This window comes from Pseudomonas sp. NFACC51 (genome assembly GCF_900103575.1).
GTDB lineage: Bacteria > Pseudomonadota > Gammaproteobacteria > Pseudomonadales > Pseudomonadaceae > Aquipseudomonas > Aquipseudomonas fluorescens_Q.
The window spans coordinates 38,650-59,061 of sequence record NZ_FMXH01000013.1; the positions used below are offsets into that span (position 1 = coordinate 38,650).

22 protein-coding genes and 1 tRNA gene are annotated in these 20,412 nt (G+C 59.4%); 11 read left to right on the forward strand and 12 right to left on the reverse strand.

Annotated elements, in window-relative coordinates; all coding sequences use genetic code 11:
• Nucleotides 1–220: 220 nt before the first annotated feature.
• Together BLT00_RS22770 and BLT00_RS22775 are read left to right on the forward strand one after the other, a co-directional pair.
• Nucleotides 221–964 (forward strand): SDR family oxidoreductase, encoded by a 744-nt coding sequence (locus BLT00_RS22770; RefSeq protein WP_092149614.1) that lies wholly within the window; start codon nt 221–223, stop codon nt 962–964.
• A complete protein-coding gene (locus BLT00_RS22775; RefSeq protein WP_092149611.1) occupies nt 964–1,602 on the forward strand; it encodes a cupin domain-containing protein in 639 nt (212 codons plus the stop codon). The genes BLT00_RS22770 and BLT00_RS22775 overlap by 1 nt, the downstream gene beginning before the upstream one ends.
• On the opposite strand, the gene gcvA is transcribed toward BLT00_RS22775, so the two are convergent.
• Nucleotides 1,591–2,523, reverse strand: a complete 933-nt coding sequence (gene gcvA / locus BLT00_RS22780; protein WP_063324380.1) for a transcriptional regulator GcvA — start codon at nt 2,521–2,523, stop codon at nt 1,591–1,593. The genes BLT00_RS22775 and gcvA overlap by 12 nt on opposite strands.
• 176 nt (nt 2,524–2,699) lie before the next feature.
• Here gcvA and BLT00_RS22785 point away from each other — a divergent pair, with 176 nt between their 5' ends.
• From BLT00_RS22785 to BLT00_RS22795, 3 genes are read left to right on the forward strand one after another with little or no spacing between them, the layout of a single operon-like run.
• Nucleotides 2,700–3,473 carry an SDR family NAD(P)-dependent oxidoreductase gene (locus BLT00_RS22785; RefSeq protein WP_092149608.1) on the forward strand — a complete coding sequence of 258 codons (774 nt, stop codon included), beginning with the start codon at nt 2,700–2,702 and terminating at the stop codon, nt 3,471–3,473.
• 16 nt (nt 3,474–3,489) lie between these two features.
• Nucleotides 3,490–3,825 (forward strand): carboxymuconolactone decarboxylase family protein, encoded by a 336-nt coding sequence (locus BLT00_RS22790; protein ID WP_092149605.1) that lies wholly within the window; start codon nt 3,490–3,492, stop codon nt 3,823–3,825.
• A 48-nt stretch (nt 3,826–3,873) separates the two neighbouring features.
• Nucleotides 3,874–4,995 (forward strand): flavin monoamine oxidase family protein, encoded by a 1,122-nt coding sequence (locus tag BLT00_RS22795; protein WP_092149602.1) that lies wholly within the window; start codon nt 3,874–3,876, stop codon nt 4,993–4,995.
• Between the two features lie 144 nt (nt 4,996–5,139).
• On the opposite strand, the gene ychF is transcribed toward BLT00_RS22795, so the two are convergent.
• From ychF to BLT00_RS22835, 8 genes are all read right to left on the reverse strand, one after another.
• The gene (gene ychF / locus BLT00_RS22800; protein WP_092149599.1) at nt 5,140–6,240 is read right to left on the reverse strand and encodes a redox-regulated ATPase YchF; all 1,101 of its coding nucleotides are present in this window, start codon (nt 6,238–6,240) and stop codon (nt 5,140–5,142) included.
• A gap of 22 nt (nt 6,241–6,262) precedes the next feature.
• A complete protein-coding gene (gene pth / locus BLT00_RS22805; RefSeq protein WP_003205533.1) occupies nt 6,263–6,847 on the reverse strand; it encodes an aminoacyl-tRNA hydrolase in 585 nt (194 codons plus the stop codon).
• Between the two features lie 166 nt (nt 6,848–7,013).
• A complete protein-coding gene (locus BLT00_RS22810; protein WP_014340196.1) occupies nt 7,014–7,616 on the reverse strand; it encodes a 50S ribosomal protein L25/general stress protein Ctc in 603 nt (200 codons plus the stop codon).
• 143 nt (nt 7,617–7,759) lie between these two features.
• On the reverse strand, nt 7,760–8,701 hold the full coding sequence (locus BLT00_RS22815; protein WP_003205529.1) for a ribose-phosphate pyrophosphokinase: 942 nt from the start codon (nt 8,699–8,701) through the stop codon (nt 7,760–7,762).
• 47 nt (nt 8,702–8,748) lie between these two features.
• Nucleotides 8,749–8,823: transfer RNA gene (locus BLT00_RS22820), tRNA-Gln, on the reverse strand.
• Between the two features lie 37 nt (nt 8,824–8,860).
• Nucleotides 8,861–9,712 (reverse strand): 4-(cytidine 5'-diphospho)-2-C-methyl-D-erythritol kinase, encoded by an 852-nt coding sequence (gene ispE / locus BLT00_RS22825; RefSeq protein WP_092149596.1) that lies wholly within the window; start codon nt 9,710–9,712, stop codon nt 8,861–8,863.
• 1 nt (nt 9,713) lies between these two features.
• Nucleotides 9,714–10,331 (reverse strand): lipoprotein insertase outer membrane protein LolB, encoded by a 618-nt coding sequence (lolB, locus tag BLT00_RS22830; protein ID WP_092149593.1) that lies wholly within the window; start codon nt 10,329–10,331, stop codon nt 9,714–9,716.
• A gap of 4 nt (nt 10,332–10,335) precedes the next feature.
• The gene (locus BLT00_RS22835) at nt 10,336–12,060 is read right to left on the reverse strand and encodes a tetratricopeptide repeat protein (protein WP_092149590.1); all 1,725 of its coding nucleotides are present in this window, start codon (nt 12,058–12,060) and stop codon (nt 10,336–10,338) included.
• Nucleotides 12,061–12,232: 172 nt separating this feature from the next.
• Between BLT00_RS22835 and hemA the strand changes: the two genes are divergently transcribed.
• The 6 genes from hemA (at nt 12,233) to BLT00_RS22865 (ending at nt 17,612) form a co-directional block, all read left to right on the forward strand.
• The gene (hemA, locus tag BLT00_RS22840; protein WP_092149587.1) at nt 12,233–13,522 is read left to right on the forward strand and encodes a glutamyl-tRNA reductase; all 1,290 of its coding nucleotides are present in this window, start codon (nt 12,233–12,235) and stop codon (nt 13,520–13,522) included.
• Complete coding sequence (gene prfA, locus BLT00_RS22845; protein WP_072409343.1) at nt 13,519–14,601, forward strand: peptide chain release factor 1; 1,083 nt, start codon at nt 13,519–13,521, stop codon at nt 14,599–14,601. The genes hemA and prfA overlap by 4 nt, the downstream gene beginning before the upstream one ends.
• A gap of 14 nt (nt 14,602–14,615) precedes the next feature.
• The gene (prmC, locus tag BLT00_RS22850) at nt 14,616–15,446 is read left to right on the forward strand and encodes a peptide chain release factor N(5)-glutamine methyltransferase (RefSeq protein WP_092149584.1); all 831 of its coding nucleotides are present in this window, start codon (nt 14,616–14,618) and stop codon (nt 15,444–15,446) included.
• A complete protein-coding gene (locus BLT00_RS22855) occupies nt 15,440–16,195 on the forward strand; it encodes a molybdopterin-synthase adenylyltransferase MoeB (protein WP_092149679.1) in 756 nt (251 codons plus the stop codon). Before prmC ends, BLT00_RS22855 begins: the two co-directional genes overlap by 7 nt.
• On the forward strand, nt 16,188–16,979 hold the full coding sequence (gene murI, locus BLT00_RS22860; RefSeq protein ID WP_092149581.1) for a glutamate racemase: 792 nt from the start codon (nt 16,188–16,190) through the stop codon (nt 16,977–16,979). The genes BLT00_RS22855 and murI overlap by 8 nt, the downstream gene beginning before the upstream one ends.
• Nucleotides 16,980–17,093: 114 nt before the next feature.
• The gene (locus tag BLT00_RS22865; protein WP_092149578.1) at nt 17,094–17,612 is read left to right on the forward strand and encodes an acyloxyacyl hydrolase; all 519 of its coding nucleotides are present in this window, start codon (nt 17,094–17,096) and stop codon (nt 17,610–17,612) included.
• Nucleotides 17,613–17,728: 116 nt separating this feature from the next.
• Here BLT00_RS22865 and BLT00_RS22870 read toward each other — a convergent pair whose 3' ends face one another.
• The 3 genes from BLT00_RS22870 to phrB form a co-directional block, all read right to left on the reverse strand.
• A complete protein-coding gene (locus BLT00_RS22870) occupies nt 17,729–18,034 on the reverse strand; it encodes a YkgJ family cysteine cluster protein (RefSeq protein ID WP_003205513.1) in 306 nt (101 codons plus the stop codon).
• 27 nt (nt 18,035–18,061) lie between these two features.
• Nucleotides 18,062–18,835, reverse strand: coding sequence for an SDR family NAD(P)-dependent oxidoreductase (locus BLT00_RS22875; protein ID WP_092149575.1), 774 nt, complete (start codon nt 18,833–18,835; stop codon nt 18,062–18,064).
• Between the two features lie 123 nt (nt 18,836–18,958).
• The gene (gene phrB, locus BLT00_RS22880) at nt 18,959–20,410 is read right to left on the reverse strand and encodes a deoxyribodipyrimidine photo-lyase (RefSeq protein WP_063325223.1); all 1,452 of its coding nucleotides are present in this window, start codon (nt 20,408–20,410) and stop codon (nt 18,959–18,961) included.
• Between the last annotated feature and the right edge of the window lie 2 nt (nt 20,411–20,412).

The window sequence follows — 20,412 nt, forward strand, 5'->3', positions numbered from 1 at the left end:
GAAAAACTTTACTGACTTGCTCTGTAGTTGCCGAAATTGAGTTCAACAATTCAGAGCTAATGGAATCTTTGGAGATCAGTAGGGTTCTCCACAACGAAGATTTTCTATGTCGGATGCGTAGATTTAATCAGTCGCGATGCGGCGTTTGTTTTCACACCATGACTTCATTCGAGCTGAATGCACCCCCCCTACATAGCCCAGCTCGCAACAGGAGTCTTATATGCTCACCGGTAAAACGGCGTTGATCACTGGCGGTAACTCAGGCATCGGCCTGGCCACGGCGAAGGTGTTTCTGGCTCACGGTGCGCGCGTTGCGATCACCGGCCGCGATGCGGATAAATTGGCGGCGGCGCGCAGAGAGCTTGGCCCAGGTGTTATCACGTTGGTCGCTGATGTAAGTTCAAGCGAGCAACTCCGGCAAATGGCGAAGGTTGTCGAGCAGGAGTTCGGCGGCTTGGACATCTTCTTCGCCAATGCTGGAGTCGCGTTTGGAACGCCGCTGTCCAGCACGACCGAAGAGCAGTACGACAGGCTTATGGATATCAACGTGAAGGGCGTTTTCTTCTCGGTACAAGCCATTGAACCGATCATGCGCCCGGGCGGCTCTATCATCCTTTCCACATCCTGGCTCAATCAGGTTGGTGCTCCGGGCCGGACGCTGTTATCGGCTTCCAAGGCTGCTGTCCGCTGTTTCGCGCGTACCCTCTCGGCAGAGTTGTTGGAGCGCCGCATTCGAGTCAACGCGGTCAGCCCCGGTGCTATCGAAACCCCGATTCACCATCAGCCAAACCAAAGTGAAGAGGAGTACCGTGCTTATGCCGAGCGAGTGGGGGCGCAAGCGCCCATCGGCCGTATGGGGCGCGCTGAGGAAGTTGCGGCGGCGGTGCTCTTTTTAGCCAGTGATGCTTCAAGCTACATGCTGGGTGCTGAAGTAGTCGTCGATGGTGGCAGGGCAGAGTTGTGATGAAGGAGCTTGTTAACGACGACCGCCAAAAAAGGGCAATTGTGCATAGCTCTACGCTGCCATGGATTCATAGCCCGATCGCAGGAGTGGATCGGCGCCCTTTGTATCGGGTCGGTGGCGAACAGGCGCGGGCAACTTCAATGGTGCGGTACGCTCCCGGCAGTGCGTTCAGCGCGCATGTTCACTCGGGCGGAGAGGAGTTCCTGGTGTTGGAGGGTGTCTTTGAAGATGAACACGGCCGATATCCCGCAGGTACTTATGTACGTAATCCTCCTGGCAGCCGGCACGCTCCAGGAGCGAGCTGCGGCTGCACAATCTTTGTTCGCTTGCGCCAGTTCCATCCCGCAGACCGGCATCCGGTAGTCTTGCGTATTGGAACTCAAAACAATCAGCTTCTGTACGAGAGTGAGCATGAGCGCGTCTGGGTGGAGGCTATACCGGCTGGAACCCAGCAGACTCGAGCTAATCACAGAGGACTGGAGTTGCTGGTGCTGGAGGGCGAATTGATAGGCGAAGGTTTCCTGCTGCAACCACTCAGTTGGTTGCGTTTACCGCAGGGCGAACACTTTGTGGTGAAAGCGGGCACGCAAGGTGCTCGCGTCTGGATCAAGGATGCTTCGCCAGATCTAGGCGTGTGATCCGGCTTGCTCTGCCTCGGCAATCAACCAGTCCCGGAAGGCTTGGATTTTCGGTAGTTCACTGCACTCAGCGCGGTAGACGACGTAATAGGCCTGGGTCAACGGGCAGTCCAGCCCTTTGTCCGCAAACGGCCGTATCAGGCGGCCCGTCGACAAATCATCGCGCACCATCACGCTGCGGGCGAGCGCCAAGCCTTGGCCGTCTATCGCGGCTTGCAGGACTGAGGCCGAGTTGTTGATCCGCAATCCGTGGTCAGACTTGATGTGCGTAAAACCAGAGGCGTCCAGCCACATTCGCCACGTGGGATAGTCACGATCGTTGGCCATGGATAGATCATGGATCAGCGTGCAATCGGCCAAAGCCTCGGCTATCAGCTTGCCGTCCTTGAGCAGAGGGAAGTCGGGCGCGCAGACGGGGAACATCACCTCATCCATCAAGTGCACGGCGATGAGACCTGGCCACTTTCCTGCACCGTATCGCACTCCGACATCGATGCGCTCGACCTGAAAATCCACGGATCGAGCGTTCGTGTCCAGCAGTACATCCAGATCCGGGTGGTCCTGCTGAAAGCGCTCGATTCGTGGCAGTAGCCACTTGGATGCGAAGGCCGGGCTCACCGTGACCGTAAGCCCGGCATGTACGCTGGCATCCTTTAGCCGGGCGAGACCAATCGACAGCCGATCAAACCCCTCTCTGATATCCGGCAAGGCCACTCGGGCGACGTCCGTGAGCATCAGGCGCGCAGTACCGCTACTCGCGCGCGTGAACAGGGAAATACCCAGCCACGACTCCAAGTTACGGACCTGTTGCCCCACGGCGGCTGGCGTGACGTTCAGTTCGGCGGCGGCTGCGGAGAAGCTTTGGTGCCGCGCGGCGGCTTCGAATGCACGCAGGGCGTTTAGATAAGCGGGAGTGGTCATTGATAGTTTTTCTATCTCTTAAAACAAAATCTTCTGCGTTGTCGCTGTGAGCGCAGCCGTGAAGAATGCACACCAAGCCAACGGATTAGTACCCAGAAGATAGCAGAAACAGGGTCAATTCCAAGGCGTAGTTGTTTCTCACCCCTTGCGCTCAGTGTCACTGAGGAGATCAAAGCATGAATAGTTTTTCTAACAAGGTTGCGATTGTTACCGGCGGTGGTTCAGGCATTGGTAAGGAAGTAACCAAACGGCTCGTTGAAGCGGGCGCCAGTGTTGTCATCGGTGGTCGAGATGCTGTGAAACTGGCCCAGGTTGCCCAGGAAATTGATGCCTCGGGTCAAAAGGTCCGCTTTCATGCGGGGGATATCGCCAAGCCTGCCACCGCGCAAGCACTGGTTGACCTCGCAGCGAGCAGCTTCGGCGGCGTAGACATCCTCATCAACAATGCCGGCATCTTCAACCCTAAGCCATTTCTTGAGGTGAGCCCGGAGGAATATGACGCGTTTCTGGACATTATCCTCAAAGGCAAGTTTTTCATGGCCCAGGCTGCGGCCAAAGCCATGCTGAAGCGCGGCGGCGGCGCAATCGTCCAGACCGGTTCTTTGTGGGCGATCCAGGCCATCGGCGCGACGCCCTCGGCTGCCTATTCCGCCGCGAATGCGGGCGTCCACGCCCTGACTCGCAACTTGGCGCTTGAGCTGGCCGGCTCCAACATCCGCATTAACACGGTGGCGCCCGCAGTGGTTGAAACTCCGGTCTACGGGACCTTCATGGACGCTGATCAGGTCAAGGAAGTCTTACCGACCTTCAACGCTTTCCACCCGCTTGGCCGCAACGGTCAGCCAGCAGATGTGGCCCAAGCGATGTTGTTCCTCGCCTCGGATGAAGCCTCGTGGATCACCGGCACTGTATTGCCAGTCGATGGCGGCGTGACTGCCGGTCGTAACTAATCAGGAGAGATGCAACATGATGAACTGGAATGAGTATTTTGCGGGCCTGATGGGTAACGTCAGTGAGTTCGCCAAACTGGCCCCGGAAACCATGCGTGGCCTCCACACCATCGGCAGCGCCCCGGCTAAGCACCTGGAGCCGAAGATCCATGAGCTGATCGCCTTGTCCGTGGCAATCACCACACGTTGTGACGGCTGTATTGCCTCCCACGTCCAGGCTGCGCTCAAGCATGGTGCAACCCGCGAAGAAATCGCTGAAGCGCTGGGCGTAGCCATCTCGCTCAATGCTGGGGCGGCACTGACTTACACCGCGCGGGTATTCGATGCCGTGTCTGCCTTCGAGAAACACTGATATAACTGGGCGCCGGATGGCGCCCTTTTTTCGTCCCGGAGGGCACCCATGACTACACAGAAAATTGCCATCATTGGAGGAGGTCTGGCTGGTGTTTATGCAGCCTATCGCCTTCGTGGTCTTGGCATAGACTTCGATCTGTTCGAAGCACAAGGTCGACTTGGTGGAAGAATTCTTTCAACGGAGGTGGGTGGCTTTGATCTCGGGCCGACGTGGTTCTGGCCAGACTGCCAGCCTCGCATGCAAAGTCTGGTCGAGGAGTTGGGCTTACCTACGTTTCAGCAACACGAAGAAGGGGATGCGCTGGTAGAGCGCTGGGCCACTGATCTGGTTCGTAGAGAGGGGTATCGCTCGGGCAACGTTTCGATGCGTATAGAAGGGGGAACAGGCCGCTTGGTTAAAGCGCTCGCGGCTTCATTGCCGCAAGCATCTGTCCACGTCGATGCAGCGCTGACGGACATCCAAATCGACGATCAGGCTATACGCTTAACGCTCTCTGAAGGCCGAGTTCACTCTTCGATTTACTCACAGATTTGGCTGGCTATACCTCCTCGGCTAACAGGGAAAATTCATTTTACGCCGCCCCTCTCTCGGCAAAAATTGCAGCAGATGAACAGCATGCCGACATGGATGGCGTCACACGCTAAATACGTTGCACGATATGCCAGGCCATTCTGGCGTGAGCACGATCTCTCGGGCGATGCGTTCAGCGGTGTTGGCCCACTAGGTGAAGTTCACGACGCCTGTAATGAAAGCGGGGCAGCACTCTTCGGTTTTCTAAGTATGAATGCGGCTCGACGCCAAAGCATGAATATGTCGGATTTGAAGGCGTTATGCCGGGAACAACTGAAGCGTCTCTTTGGCGATGAAGCGCTCAATCCAATTGAGGACTTCATGCACGACTGGGCAACCGATCCATTTACTGCGACAGACGAGGATCAGGTTTCGCTGGGGTGGCACGGACGGCATGAGTTCACGCTGTCGCTCGATTCACCATGGAGCGATATATTTCATTTGATCGGCAGCGAGGTAGGTGGCGATCAAGGCGGCTACATGGAGGGCGCATTGGCAGCCGTCGATAAAGCACTGGGCGAGCTTATCAGCAGCGACATTCGTACTGGATTCGGTTTGGAGGAGCAGTTAGGTCGAAAGCACAACTGTACGGGCTGAATGTCGGTTATGTGAATCTCTACTGGCAACGCTCGGATCTCAATGGATGGGGATGGTGGGGCTTAGACGCGAACCCCCCGTATCGCTTAACGATGACGGGGGGGCTGAGGTCCATCAAGTACCGTGGAGAGCCACGGAAAACCGTCAGACGTTAAAGCGGAAGTGCATCACATCACCGTCCTTGACGATGTACTCCTTGCCTTCCAGACGCCATTTACCAGCCTCCTTGGCACCCGCTTCGCCCTTGTACTGGATGAAATCGTCATAGGCGATGACTTCGGCGCGGATGAAGCCTTTTTCGAAGTCGGTATGGATCACGGCCGCGGCTTGTGGCGCGGTGGCTCCGACGCGAACGGTCCAGGCGCGGACTTCTTTTACGCCAGCGGTGAAGTAGGTCTGCAGGTTGAGCATTTCATAGCCGGCGCGAATCACGCGGTTCAGGCCGGGTTCTTCAAGACCCAGGGCCTCCAGGAACATGTCCTTTTCTTCGCCATCTTCAAGCTCGGCGATTTCCGCTTCGATCTTGTTGCAGACCGGTACGACCATCGCGCCTTCTTCTTCGGCGATGGCTTTCACCACGTCCAGCAGCGGGTTGTTCTCGAAGCCGTCTTCGGCAACGTTGGCGATATACATGACCGGTTTGGTGGTCAGCAGGTGGAAGCCGCGGATGATCTGTTTCTCATCGGCGCCCATGTTCTTGATCAGGCTGCGTGCCGGCTTGCCCAGGGTGAAGTGAGCGATCAGTTGCTCGAGCAGGGCTTTCTGGGCGACGGCGTCCTTGTCGCCCCCCTTGGCATTGCGAGCGACTTTCTGCAGCTGTTTTTCGCAGCTGTCGAGGTCGGCGAAGATCAGTTCCAGATCGATGATCTCGATATCGCGTTTCGGGTCGACGCTGTTGGAAACGTGAATCACGTTCTCGTCTTCGAAGCAGCGGACCACGTGGGCGATGGCATCGGTTTCACGGATGTTGGCCAGGAACTTGTTGCCCAGGCCTTCACCCTTCGAGGCGCCAGCCACCAGGCCGGCGATGTCGACGAATTCCATGGTGGTCGGCAGCACGCGCTCCGGGATCACGATGGCCGCCAGGGCGTCCAGGCGTGGGTCGGGCATCGGCACGATGCCGCTGTTCGGCTCGATGGTGCAGAAGGGGAAGTTCTCGGCCGCGATACCGGATTTGGTCAGGGCGTTGAACAGGGTGGACTTGCCGACGTTAGGCAGGCCGACGATGCCGCAATTGAATCCCATGGTGTTTCCCCTCGGATAAGTGTCAGGCCTTCTGGCTGTGCAGGTTTTTCATCGCGCGGTTCCATTCACCGGCGAGGATATCCGGCAGCACGCCGAGGGCGAAGTCGATGCTGGCATCGAGTTTTTCCTGTTCGGCGCGAGGCGCACGACCCAGGACAAAGTTTGAAACCATACTGGCAACGCCTGGGTGGCCGATGCCGAGCCGCAGGCGGTGAAAGGTATTCTGATTACCCAGTTGCGCGATGATGTCGCGCAATCCGTTGTGACCGCCATGGCCGCCGCCTTGCTTGAGCTTGGCAACGCCCGGAGGCAGGTCGAGTTCGTCGTGGGCCACCAGGATTTCTTCAGGCTTGATGCGAAAGAAACCGGCCAATGCCGCTACGGCCTGGCCGCTGCGGTTCATGTAGGTGGTGGGAATCAACAGGCGAACATCCTGACCCTGGTGCGAGAAGCGACCGGTCAGGCCGAAATACTTGCGATCGGCTGCCAGGCTGACGCCTTGTGCTTGCGCGATGCGCTCAACAAAAAGGGCCCCTGCGTTATGCCGGGTCTGTTCGTATTCAGCGCCTGGATTTCCCAAGCCAACGATCAGTTTAATGGCAGTCACGATAGGGGCCCTTCCTGGAGTGTGGATAACGATGTCGCAATCAGGCGGTGTTGCGGCAGTGGACGAAAATGGCGGATTTACCGTTAAGTAAACTTCGCGTTCTCGCCCGCTGTCTCGCTACGTTCCAGTCCGCGATGTTTCCGGCCACTCCGGCGACAGAGTGAAATTACTCTGCAGCGCCTTCTTCAGTAGCTTCTGGAGCAACACGTGGAGCGTGGACGTTGGCAACAGCCTTGTCATCGCCGTGTGCCAGAGCAACAAACTCAACGCCTTTAGGAGCCTTGAGGTCGGACAGGTGAATGATCGTGCCGACTTCGGCGTTAGCCAGGTCGACTTCGATGAATTCAGGCAGGTCTTTCGGCAGGCAGGTCACTTCGATTTCCGAAACAACGTGCGAAATTTCGCCGCCTTTCTTGATCGGAGCAGCTTCACCAACGAAGTGCACAGGCACGATAGCGGTCAGTTTCTGGCCGGCGACTACGCGTACGAAGTCAGCGTGCATCACGTGGCCTTTGGCCGGGTGACGCTGCAGGGCCTTGATCACGACGTTCTGCTTGGTGCCGCCGATGTTCAGCTCGATGATGTGGCTGTAGGCCGCTTCGTTTTCGAGCAGTTTGGCAACTTCTTTGGCCAGCATGCTGATGGACTCAGGGGCTTTCTCGCCACCGTAGACTACAGCTGGAACCAGGCTTGCGAGACGACGCAGGCGGCGGCTCGCACCTTTCCCCAGGTCGGAACGCACTTCAGCATTCAGAGTAAAATCGTTCATGTTGTATCTCCAAAGTAACCACATTCACCCCAGCGCTTGCGACCAGCGCTTAAGGCGATATGGGCAAAAAAGCCCCGCCCCGACAGGTAATGCCGGGGCGGGGCGCTTTTCGTCAACGAGATGTCCTGGAAAGGGCAGGGCCCTTAGCGGAACATCGCACTGATCGATTCTTCGTTGCTGATGCGGCGAACCGCCTCGGCAACAACCGGTGCGATATCCAGTTGGCGGATACGCACACAGGCTTGTGCTGCAGCGGACAGCGGGATGGTGTTGGTGACCACCAGCTCGTCCAGCACGGAATTTTCAATGTTCTCGATCGCTCGACCCGACAGCACAGGGTGTGTGCAGTAGGCAAAGACCTTGGCAGCGCCATGCTCTTTCAGGGCCTTGGCCGCATGGCACAGGGTGCCGGCGGTATCGACCATGTCATCGACCAGAATACAGGTGCGCCCTTCGACGTCGCCGATGATATGCATCACTTCGGAGTGATTGGCTTTCTCACGGCGTTTGTCGATGATACCCAGATCCACGCCCAGGGATTTGGCAACTGCTCGTGCACGCACGACGCCGCCAATGTCCGGGGACACGATCATCAGGTTTTCGAAGCGCTGATCTTCAATATCATCCACCAGGACCGGGGAGCCGTAGATGTTATCCACGGGAATATCGAAGAAACCCTGAATCTGGTCAGCATGCAAATCAACCGTGAGGACACGGTCGATGCCGACTACGGTCAGCATATCAGCCACGACTTTTGCGCTGATTGCCACACGTGCGGAACGCGGGCGGCGATCCTGACGGGCATAACCAAAGTAAGGAATAACAGCAGTGATACGAGTAGCCGAGGAGCGACGGAAGGCATCAGCCATCACGACGAGTTCCATCAGGTTATCGTTGGTCGGGGCGCAAGTCGGCTGAATAATGAAGACGTCTTTACCGCGAACGTTTTCATTGATCTCGGCAGTGATTTCGCCGTCGGAAAACTTACCGACAGAAATGTCACCGAGAGGGATATGCAGCTGACGTACAACACGCCGAGCCAGATCGGGGTTAGCGTTCCCCGTAAAGACCATCATCTTGGACACGCGCAGTACCTGAAGGCTGAGGGTATACCTGGATGAGTATAGGAAAATGGCAGGGGCGGCTGGATTCGAACCAACGCATGGCAGGATCAAAACCTGCTGCCTTACCGCTTGGCGACGCCCCTGTATCTGTTGCTGCGAGTGCCCAGCACTCGATTCCTTTTAGAGCAGGTCTTGCAGCTTGCGATGCAACATCGAAACGTTGCTTCCTTTTGCTACAAACCCTGTAAGGGTCTCTGTCAGAAGGGCCGAGACTTTATCAGCTTCAGCTTTGCTTGGGAAGCCCCCAAACACACAACTTCCAGTTCCGGTGAGTTTTGCTTCGGTAAATTTACCTAACAAATTCAAAGCGTTACGAACATCTGGATAACGCCTTGCTACCACCGGTAAGCAGTCATTTCGACTGTTTCCCTTGGGAACGGGGCGCACTTTAATGGGAGGAGAGTTACGTGTCAACAGTGGATCTGAAAAAATTTCTGCTGTACTTACAGAGACTTGCGGCACCAGTACCAAGTACCAGGGTTCTTCAGGGTCCACCGGGGTGAGTTTTTCCCCTACGCCCTCAGCGAAAGCGGCGTGGCCACGCACGAAAACCGGCACGTCGGCGCCCAGTGTCAAGCCCAGGGCGGCCAGGCGATCCGCGTCCCAACCCAGCTGCCACAAGTGGTTGAGACCGAGCAGCGTGGTAGCCGCATTCGAGCTGCCGCCACCGATGCCACCACCCATGGGCAGGATCTTGTCGATCCAGATATCGATGCCCTGCGTACAACCGGATTGCGCCTGGAGTTTTTTCGCGGCCTTGACGATCAGATTGTCGTCGTGGGGAACACCTTCGAATTCGGTGTGCAGGCGAATCACGCCGTCGTCGCGTACGGCAAAGGTGATTTCGTCGCCGTAGTCCAGGAACTGAAAAATCGTCTGCAACTCGTGGTAGCCGTCCGGACGACGACCGAGGATGTGCAGCATCAGGTTGAGCTTGGCCGGGGAGGGCAGGGTCAGGCGTGCGGCGCTCATGTCATTGCCCCAGCTTGCGCGGCTGCCATTGCTTGATCACCAGCGTGACGTCGAGGTTGCTGCCGTGCAGCTTGATGCGTTCGGGCAGCCAATAGCCGTTCTGCTGGGCATAGCCTAAGTACTCGATCTGCCAGTCATCCTGTTCCAGGTTGGACAGGCGGCTGTCGGCATCGAGGGTCAGACGGCTTTTGCTGTCCGGTGCCGGCAGCCCGCGAACCCACCAGGTCAGGTGGGAAACCGGCAGCTTCCAGCCCAGTTGTTCTTCCAGCAACGCTTCGGGCGTGGGTGCCTCGTAGCGTCCCTGGTTGGCGACTTCCAGCGATACCTGGCCCGGCCGACCGGTCAGGCGGGCCGCACCGCGACCCAGTGGGCCCGACAGGCGGATGTCGTAGTAGTCTTGGCGTTGCAGCCAGAACAGCGTGCCACTGCCGGAGTCTTTCGGGGCGCGAATGCCGATCTTGCCGTCGATCTGCCAGCCGTCGAGGCCGCTCAGTTGTTGCTTGTGCTCGCGCCATTGGGCCTGGTTGCCCTGGCCCTGGACGGATTCACGGGCGCCGAAGCCCGCGCAGCCGGCGAGCAGGGCAATGAAGCTGAAAACGATGAGATGGCGCAAAAACATAATCTTAAAGAGTCTCGGATCCGGTCAGGCGTTTGATGGTGCTGCGCAAAATGGGACTGTCGGGCTGGTCCTTGAGGAACTTGCTCCAGATCTGCCGGGCTTCGCGTTGTTTGCCGTTGGCCCACAGGACCTCGCCCAGGTGAGCGGCGACTTCCTGGTCGGGGAAGCGCTCCAGGGCCTGGCGCAACAGGCGTTCGGCTTCGTCGAGATTGCCCAGGCGGAAATTCACCCAGCCAAGGCTGTCGAGCACCGCCGGGTCTTCCGGATTGATCTGGTGGGCCTGTTCGATCAGCACCTTGGCCTCGTCATAGCGGGTGGTGCGATCCGACAAGGTGTAGCCCAGGGCGTTGAGGGCCATGGCGTTGTCCGGGTCGCGCTGGATGATCAGGCGCAGGTCTTTCTCCATCTGGGCCAGGTCATTGCGTTTCTCCGCCAGCATGGCGCGGGTATACAGCAGGTTCAGGTCGTCCGGGTACTGCTTCAAGGCTTGTTGCAACACGTTCCAGGCCTTGTCGCCCTGGTTGTTGGCCGACAAGGTCTCGGCTTCGATCAGGTACAGCTGGATGCCGTAGTCCGGTTGGGAGTCGCGTTGCACCGCGAGGCGGCTCTGGGCTTCGGTGGTCTTGCCATTGCCGATCAGGATATCGGCCTGGCGCAACTGCGCCGGCAGATAGTCGTTGCCCGGGCCAACCTGGGCGTACTCGATCAGTGCGCTCTCAGGGTCATTGCGTTCCTCGGCGATGCGCCCCAGGTTCAGATGGGCCGAGTCGACGTGGCTTTCCCGGGCGATCAGGTCCTCCAGGTAACCCTTGGCCTCTTCCCAGGCCTTGGCTTCCAGGCAGACCAGCGCCAGGGAATAGCGCAACTCGTCGTCTTCCGGGTATTGCTGGACCAGGCTGGAGAACTCCACCTTGGCGTCGTCCATGCGGTTGTTTTCCACCAGCATGCGGGCGTAGGTGAGGCGCAGGCGTTTGTCGTCCGGGTATTTCTTGATGCTTTTTTCCAGCAGCGGCAAGGCTTCGTCGCCGCGGTCCAAGCCTTGCAGCAGGCGGGCACGCAGCAGGATCGGCGCCACTTCGCCGGCTTCCGGCGGGTTGTCTTCCAGCAGCGTGAGGGCGCCCTGGGTGTCGCCATCCTGTTGCAGCAGCAGGGCCTTGCCGAAAATCAGCTGGCCGTTATTCGGGTGGCGCTGCAACAGGCGATCGAAGCTTTTCATCAGGCCGTTGCGGGTTTCCTGGTCGGTATCGGCGGCGGACAGGGCCAGGAAGTCGAAATGGGTGTCGCCCTTGCCCAGCAGGACTTTCTCCATATAGACCATGGAGTCGTCGTAGCGCCCGGCCCGGGCCAGTTGCACGGCGGCGGCGCGCTGCGCTTCCAGGTCATCGGGGGCATTCCTGGCCCAGATCAGCGCGGTATCCAGCGCGGGCTGGTCGGCGCCCAGGTATTCGGCAATGCGAAATGCCCGCTCGGAGATTCCCGGGTCCTGGGTATTGATGGCCTGGGTCACGTAGTTGTCCAGCGCAATGTCGAAGCGATTGCGCTGGCCTGCCAGTTCGGCGCTCAACAGGCTGAAGATGGTTTCTTCGCTGAACGAGCCGTAGACCTTGGGTTTTTCAGGTGCCTGCACGCTGTCTTCGACCGGCGGCGTACCGTCCGTCGAAACGGGGGCCATGGACTGGCAGCCGCTGAGCAAGGCAAGGGCGAGGAGCAACGCGGAAGATCTATTCATATAGGAAGAGGACGACTAACCTGCGGTCGGATCATCATGACACAAGCCTTGGGTCAAACATAACCGCCCCGTCGATTTACAAGCCAGGGCAGGGCGATAGAGATCGAGTGGTTGTTCTGAATCTGACGAAGTAGGACAATTGCCGGCTTCACGTCACTATCAGCGACCTTGAATGGCCTTCCTTGCACTCGGTATTAACCACAAGACTGCTTCAGTAGACGTCCGCGAGCGCGTGGCCTTTACGCCTGAGCAACTGGTTGAGGCCCTGCAGCAGCTCTGCCGACTCACCGACAGCCGCGAAGCTGCGATCCTCTCCACCTGCAATCGCAGCGAGCTTTATATAGAACAGGATCACATTTCGGCGGATTCGATTCTGCGCTGGCTGGCCGACTATCACGACCTGAGCCTCGAAGAACTGCGCGCCAGTGCCTATGTGCATGAAGACGATGCGGCCGTTCGTCACATGATGCGCGTCGCCTCGGGCCTCGATTCGCTGGTGTTGGGCGAGCCGCAGATTCTCGGCCAGATGAAGTCGGCCTACGCTGTGGCCCGCGAGGCCGGCACCGTCGGTCCGCTGTTGGGCCGTCTGTTCCAGGCCACCTTCAATGCCGCCAAGCAAGTGCGCACCGACACCGCCATCGGCGAAAACCCGGTGTCCGTGGCGTTTGCCGCTGTCAGCCTGGCGAAACAGATCTTCAGCGATTTGCAACGCAGCCAGGCGCTGCTGATCGGCGCCGGTGAGACCATCACCCTGGTCGCCCGCCATCTCCACGACCTGGGGGTCAAGCGTATAGTCGTCGCCAACCGGACCCTGGAGCGGGCCAGTACCCTGGCCGAGCAGTTCGGCGCCCATGCGGTGCTGTTGTCGGACATTCCCGCGGAGCTGGTGCACAGCGACATCGTCATCAGTTCCACCGCCAGCCAGTTGCCGATCCTTGGCAAGGGCGCGGTGGAAAGTGCCCTGAAATTGCGCAAGCACAAGCCGATTTTCATGGTGGATATTGCTGTCCCCCGGGACATCGAGCCGGAAGTCGGCGAGCTGGACGACGTGTATCTCTACAGCGTCGACGATCTGCACGAGGTGGTCGCCGAGAATCTCAAGAGCCGACAAGGCGCGGCCCAGGCGGCGGAAGAGATGATCACCATCGGCGCCGACGACTTCATGGTCCGCCTGCGCGAACTGGCGGCGGTGGATGTGCTCAAGGCCTATCGTCAACAGAGCGAACGCCTGCGCGACGAGGAGCTGCAAAAGGCCCAGCGCCTGCTGGCCAACGGCGGCAGTGCCGAAGAGGTGCTGGTGCAACTGGCTCGCGGCCTGACCAACAAATTGCTCCACGCCCCCAGTGTCCAGCTCAAGAAGCTGACCGCCGAAGGCCGCCTCGATGCGCTGGCCATGGCCCAGGAACTCTTCGCCCTCGGTGAGGGCTCACCGGATAGCTTTTCGGATAAAAAACCGCAATGAAAGCGTCACTGCTCAACAAGCTGGATATCCTCCAGGACCGTTTCGAAGAATTGACCGCCTTGCTGGGCGATGGCGAAGTCATTGCCGACCAGAACAAGTTCCGCACCTATTCCAAGGAATACGCGGAAGTCGAGCCGATTGTCGCCACCTATAAACAGTTGCTTAAAGTGCAGGACGACCTCGAAGGCGCCCAGGCTCTGCTCAAGGACAGCGACCCGGACATGCGTGAAATGGCCGTGGAAGAAGTGCGCGAAGCCAAGGAGCAGTTGCTCGAACTGGAAAGCAACCTGCAACGCATGCTGCTGCCCAAGGACCCGAATGACGGGCGCAACGTGTTCCTCGAGATCCGTGCCGGCACCGGCGGCGACGAGGCGGCGATTTTTTCCGGCGACCTGTTCCGCATGTATTCGCGCTACGCCGAGCGTCGCGGTTGGCGGGTGGAGATCCTGTCGGAGAACGAAGGCGAACACGGCGGCTATAAAGAAGTCATCGCCCGGGTCGAAGGCGATAATGTCTACGGCAAGCTGAAATTCGAATCGGGTGCCCACCGTGTGCAGCGTGTGCCGGCCACCGAATCCCAAGGGCGTATCCACACCTCGGCTTGCACCGTGGCGGTATTGCCCGAGCCGGACGAGCAGGAAGCCATCGAGATCAACCCGGCGGACCTGCGGGTCGACACGTACCGTTCCTCCGGCGCGGGCGGCCAGCACGTCAACAAGACTGACTCGGCGATCCGCATCACGCACTTGCCCTCGGGCATCGTGGTCGAGTGCCAGGAAGAACGTTCCCAGCACAAGAACCGCGCGCGGGCCATGGCCTGGTTGTCGGCCAAGCTCAACGACCAGCAGACCAGCGCCGCTGCCAATGCCATCGCCAGTGAGCGCAAATTGCTGGTGGGCTCGGGGGATCGTTCCGAGCGGATCCGTACCTACAACTTCGCCCAGGGCCGGGTCACCGACCATCGCGTCAACCTGACCCTGTATTCCCTGGACGAGATCCTTGCCGGTGGGGTCGATGCGGTGATCGAGCCGTTGCTGGCCGAATACCAGGCTGACCAGTTGGCGGCGATTGGCGAGTAAGCACAGGTGAATAAATGACCATCATCGCCAGTCTGTTACGCGCCGCCGAGTTGCCGGATTCGCCCACGGCACGGCTGGACGCCGAGTTGTTGCTTGCCGCAGCCTTGGGCAAGTCCCGCAGCTTCCTGCACACCTGGCCCGAGCGGATCGTACCCAGTGAGGCAGCGTTGCTGTTCTCCGAATACCTGCGGCGGCGTCGCTCCGGCGAGCCGGTGGCGTATATCCTCGGGCAACAGGGCTTCTGGAAACTCGACCTGGAAGTCGCGCCTCATACCTTGATCCCGCGTCCCGACACCGAGCTGCTGGTGGAAACCGCGCTGGCGTTGTTGCCGGCCACACCGGCCCGGGTCCTGGACCTGGGCACCGGCAGCGGTGCGATTGCCCTGGCATTGGCCAGCGAGCGCCCTGCCTGGAAAGTCATCGCGGTCGACCGGGTGCTGGAGGCCGTAGCCCTGGCCGAACGCAATCGCCAGCGCCTGGATCTGCACAACGTCACGGTGCTGAGCAGCCACTGGTTCAGTGCGCTGGAAGACACGCGTTTCGAGTTGATCATCAGCAACCCGCCGTACATTGCAGCCAGCGATCCGCATCTGGCCGAGGGTGACGTGCGTTTCGAGCCATCCAGCGCCCTGGTTGCCGGGCCGGACGGGCTCGATGATTTGCGCCAGATCGTTGCCCAGGCCCCGGCTCACCTTGAGCCGGGTGGCTGGGTGATGCTCGAGCACGGCTACGACCAGGCCGAAGCAGTGCGCGATTTGCTGCGCACCCAAGGCTTTGTCGAAATCCACAGCCGCAAGGACCTGGGTGGTCATGAGCGCATCAGCCTGGGGTGCCTGCCGTGCTGAACGATCAGGAGTTGTTGCGCTACAGCCGGCAGATTCTGTTGCAGCACGTCGACATCGACGGCCAATTGCGTCTCAAGCAAAGCCGCGTGCTGATCATCGGCCTTGGTGGTCTCGGCGCCCCGGTAGCGTTGTACCTGGCCGCCGCTGGGGTGGGGGAGATGCACCTGGCGGATTTCGACACCGTCGACCTGACCAACCTGCAACGCCAGATCATTCACGACACGGACAGCGTCGGTCTGAGCAAGGTCGATTCAGCGATGCGACGCCTGGGGGCGATCAACCCTGAGGTTCGGCTGATGCCTCACCGGGTGGCCCTGGACGAAGACAGTCTGGCCGCGGTGGTCACGACAGTGGATTTGGTGCTCGACTGCTCCGACAATTTCTCGACCCGCGAAGCGGTGAACGCGGCCTGTGTCGCGGCGGGTAAGCCGCTGGTCAGTGGCGCGGCGATTCGTCTGGAAGGGCAGTTGTCGGTGTTCGACCCACGCCGCCTCGAAAGCCCTTGCTACCACTGCCTTTATGGTCACGGCAGCGAAGCCGAGCTGACCTGTAGCGAGGCCGGTGTGATCGGACCGCTGGTGGGATTGGTGGGCAGCCTGCAAGCCCTTGAAGCCTTGAAGTTGCTGGCCGGTTTCGGTGAGCCGCTGGTGGGGCGCTTGCTGTTGATCGATGCCCTGGGCACGCGTTTCCGTGAACTGCGGGTCAAGCGCGACCCAGGTTGCAGCGTCTGCGGTGGCCAACATGAGTGAAGCGCCGATTGGTGTGCTTGACTCGGGTGTCGGCGGGTTGTCGGTGCTGGGGGAAATTCGCCAGTTGCTGCCCAATGAGTCGCTGTTGTATGTGGCGGACTGTGGGCATATTCCCTACGGCGAGAAGACCCCGGAATACATCCGGCAACGCTGCGCGATCATTGCCGACTTTCTCCTGGGCCAGGGCGCCAAGGCGCTGGTTGTCGCCTGCAACACCGCAACGGTTGCTGCCGTTGCCGATCTACGCCGTGATTTCCCTCATTGGCCCATCGTCGGGATGGAGCCGGCGGTCAAGCCGGCGGCTGCCGCGACCCGCAGCGGTATCGTCGGTGTGCTGGCCACCACCGGCACCTTGCAGAGCGCCAAGTTCGCCGCTTTGCTCGACCGTTTCGCCACCGATGTGCGAGTCATCACGCAACCGTGTCCGGGCCTGGTTGAACTGATCGAGACGGGTGATTTACACAGTCCGGCCTTGTATCAATTGCTGCAACATTACGTCGACCCCTTGCTGGCAGCTGGCTGCGATACGCTGATCCTGGGGTGCACGCACTATCCGTTCCTCAAGCCATTGCTCGCGCGGATGATTCCGGAGCACATCAGCCTGATCGACACCGGTGCCGCCGTGGCCCGGCAACTTCAGCGTCTTTTGGCTGAGCGAGAGCTGCTGGCTGAGGGACCAGCCGGCGAAACGTATTTCTGGACGAGTGCAGACCCGATACATTTAAGAAAAATCCTACCTACGCTATGGCATTCGTCCGGCGTTGTGCGAAGCTTCGATCTGTAAGAAAAATGTGAAAACTGTGTGAAACGGGCTGAACTTCTGTTTGGGGGCAGATTTCTATAGCTTTGTCTGTTTGTAACAAAATCAACTAAGTCTGTTCGGAAAAGGATGTTTCTAATGAAGCGCTTATTCTGCTTCGCCGCGTTTGCGGCTGCATTGTTGGGGCACACTTACACTGCACAAGCAGCGGGTGTGGAATTTGGGGTTGGCCAGACCAGCGATTCGACCATGACCTATCGCCTGGGCATGCAGTTCGACTGGGACAAGAGTTGGCTGCAAAGTGATGTCGGTCGCCTGACCGGCTACTGGAGCGGTGCCTATACCTACTGGGAAGGGGACGAGACATCCAGCAATCACAGCCTGTCGTTTTCGCCTGTGTTTGTGTATGAATTTTCCGGCCAGAACGTGAAGCCTTACATCGAGGCGGGTGTCGGTGTGGCGTTGTTCGCCAATACCGAAGTGGAAGACAACAAGCTCGGTACGGCTTTCCAATTTGAAGATCGTATCGGCTTCGGCCTGCGCTTCAACGGTGGACATGAAGTGGGCATTCGCGCTACTCATTACTCCAACGCCGGCATCAAGTCGACCAACGATGGTGTAGAAAGCTACTCGCTGCACTACACGATGCCGCTGTAACACTTAAATACTGTGGGAGCGGGCTTGCTCGCGAAAGCGTAGTGTCAATCGCTTCAGTGCTGGCTGATCCGACGCTTCGCGAGCATGCCCGCTCCCACAAAAATCGGGTCTATTTCCTACCGATACGCCGTCGCAATCCCTTGGCGTTCTTCCAGGCACTCCGGTGCGCCCATCTCGAACTCCCGGCAGATCAGCGGGCGCTTTTCGTAGATGGTGCACATCATGCTGTCGCGATCCAGGGCCGCGCACCAACCGTCATCAAGCCTCAGCATCACTTCCCCACCCCAGTCGTCCGTGTCGATAAAACGCTCCGGAACCCCGGTGTCGGTGATCAGCATCACTTCCAACTGGCAGCAGCACGCCGCGCACGTCGAGCACGTGACTGCCGGTGCCGGGATTTCATGGACAGGGATGGTTTTCATGGCGCGCAGTGTAAGGCAATCGGCGGCTCAGGGTTGTCCCTTGATCGGATAGCCGTTTTTCGCCTGGCATGAGTCAATGTCGGGCGGCACGGTTTCGGTCGACGAAGGCAAAGGCCAGAGTGCGGTCATGGACGCAATGGGGAGCGCGGCTTCCCGCGGGCGCTCGACCAACAGATTCAGCACATGTCGCGCTGCTTCGTCCGCCGACCAGTGAGCCGGGGTTGGGAAGCTGTCTTCGGCCCCCTGCAATGGGCCGTCGTAGCCAGGGTGTACCAATGTCGCATCAACACCCGCGCGCGTCAGGTCTGCCCGAGCCGATTCGAACAGATGACGCATCCCGCTGCCACCGGCTTCGGTTTGCGAAGGCGGCAGGTAAGTCGCCGGGCTGGCAATACCCACCAGATGAGGCTCGGTTCCGGCGCGCAACAAGGGCATGGCCACTTCGATGCAGAAACTGGCAGCCAGCAGATTGCTGCGCACAATATGCTCGATCAATGTGTGATCAGCCGGCTGCCCGTCAACGTACTCAGCCGTCCCGGCATTGACGATCACCTGATCCAGGGCGCCCCATTGCCGGGTGATCTGTTCGCCGATTTCGCGCACGGCCCGGCTGTCGGTCAAATTGCCGGGCACGGCCAGCACTTGTCCTGGATAACGTACCGAAAGGGTTTCGCATGATCGGGTCGAGCGCGAACTGACGGCCAGGTATGCACCTGTCTCCAGTATCGCTTCAGCCAACGAAGCGCCGATTCCGTTGCCAGCCCCGGTGAGCCAATAGCGCCGTGGCAGTCTGAGACCCATTCCCTTCTCCTTTCGATTGGACAGCATACTGATCCGTGGCTTTTCAGTAGAGTCCGTACGATTAGTAAGACTATATGTTATCGGGTAAATGATGCATCCCCTAGACCGGCAATTTCGTGTTCGCTAATCGCCCATCCCTTCAACGGCTGCATCCTGTCGCGCTGGCAGGTTTCTGAACGCTGCCAGCGCACGCGCCCTGGATTGGCTCAAGTCGACAATCGGTGCCGGATAATCCACGGCGCCAAACAAGCCGCCCTGGGTATTTGGGCTATGGACCTGTTGCCTGTCCAGATCGTTCAGTTCAGGTAACCAGTGCTTGATGAACAAGCCCTCGCGGTCAAATTTTTCCGACTGGCTCAACGGATTGAAGATGCGGAACCAGGGCGCCGAGTCGGTGCCGGTGGAGGCGCTCCATTGCCAGCCGCCATTGTTGGCGGCGAGGTCGCCGTCGATCAGGTGCTGCATGAAAAAGCGCTCGCCTTCGCGCCAATCGATCAACAGGTTCTTGGTCAGGAACATGGCTACGACCATCCGCAAGCGGTTGTGCATCCAACCGGTCTCCAGCATTTGACGCATGGCTGCATCGATAATCGGTAGGCCGGTGCGTGCTTGCTTCCAGGCTTCCAATTCTGCGGGGGCCTTGCGCCATGCCAACGCCTCGGTTTCGGGGCGAAACGCACGATGGCGCGACACGCGTGGATAGCCCACTAGAATGTGTTTATAAAACTCGCGCCAGAGCAATTCATTGATCCAGGTCACAGCGCCGGCATTTCCGCTCTCGAATTCACCTTGGTTGGCTTGCAGCGCGGCGTGCAGGCACTGGCGCGGCGACACCACGCCGGCCACCAGATAGGCCGAGAGCTGGCTGGTGCCGGGCCTGGCGGGGTAATCCCGTTCACCTTGGTAATCGTCGATGTGCTGGTCGACGAAGGTGTCCAGGCGCCGACGGGCTTCGGTTTCCCCGGCGGGCCAGAGGGCTCGTAGCGCTTCGCTGGGCGGGGCGAAGCCATCGACTTGTGTCGGCACCGGGTCGCGGGCAATGCCGGTGGAGGCCTGCCGGGCCGGCGTGGCGACCAGGCTCGGCAATGAGAGGTGCAGACGGCTGTAGCAGACTTTGCGGAACTGACTGAACACTTGGAAATAATTGCCGGTCTTGGTCAGCACGCTGCCGGGCTTGAACAGTAATTGATCGAGGTGGCTGTGAAATTCAACGCCCTGGTCATTCAGCGTGCGGGCGACTTCGGCGTCGCGTCGTGTTTCATTCAGGCCGTACTCTTCGTTGACATGCACGGCGTCGACGTTCAGTTCGCGACACAGCTTGAGCAGTACCTGCGGTGCCTGGTGCCAATGCGCAGCGGCGCGGATCAGCAATGGGATGTTCAATTCGGCCAGGGCCGCACTCAACGCGCTGAGGTTGCGCAACCAGAAATCGATCTTGCACGGTGCGTCGTCATGGGCGCGCCATTGTTCGGGGCTGGTCAGGTACACCGCCACGCAGGGGCCTTGGGCTGCGGCCGCCGTGAGGGCGGTGTTGTCGTGTAGGCGCAAGTCGCTGCGCAGCCAGATCAGTTGCATGC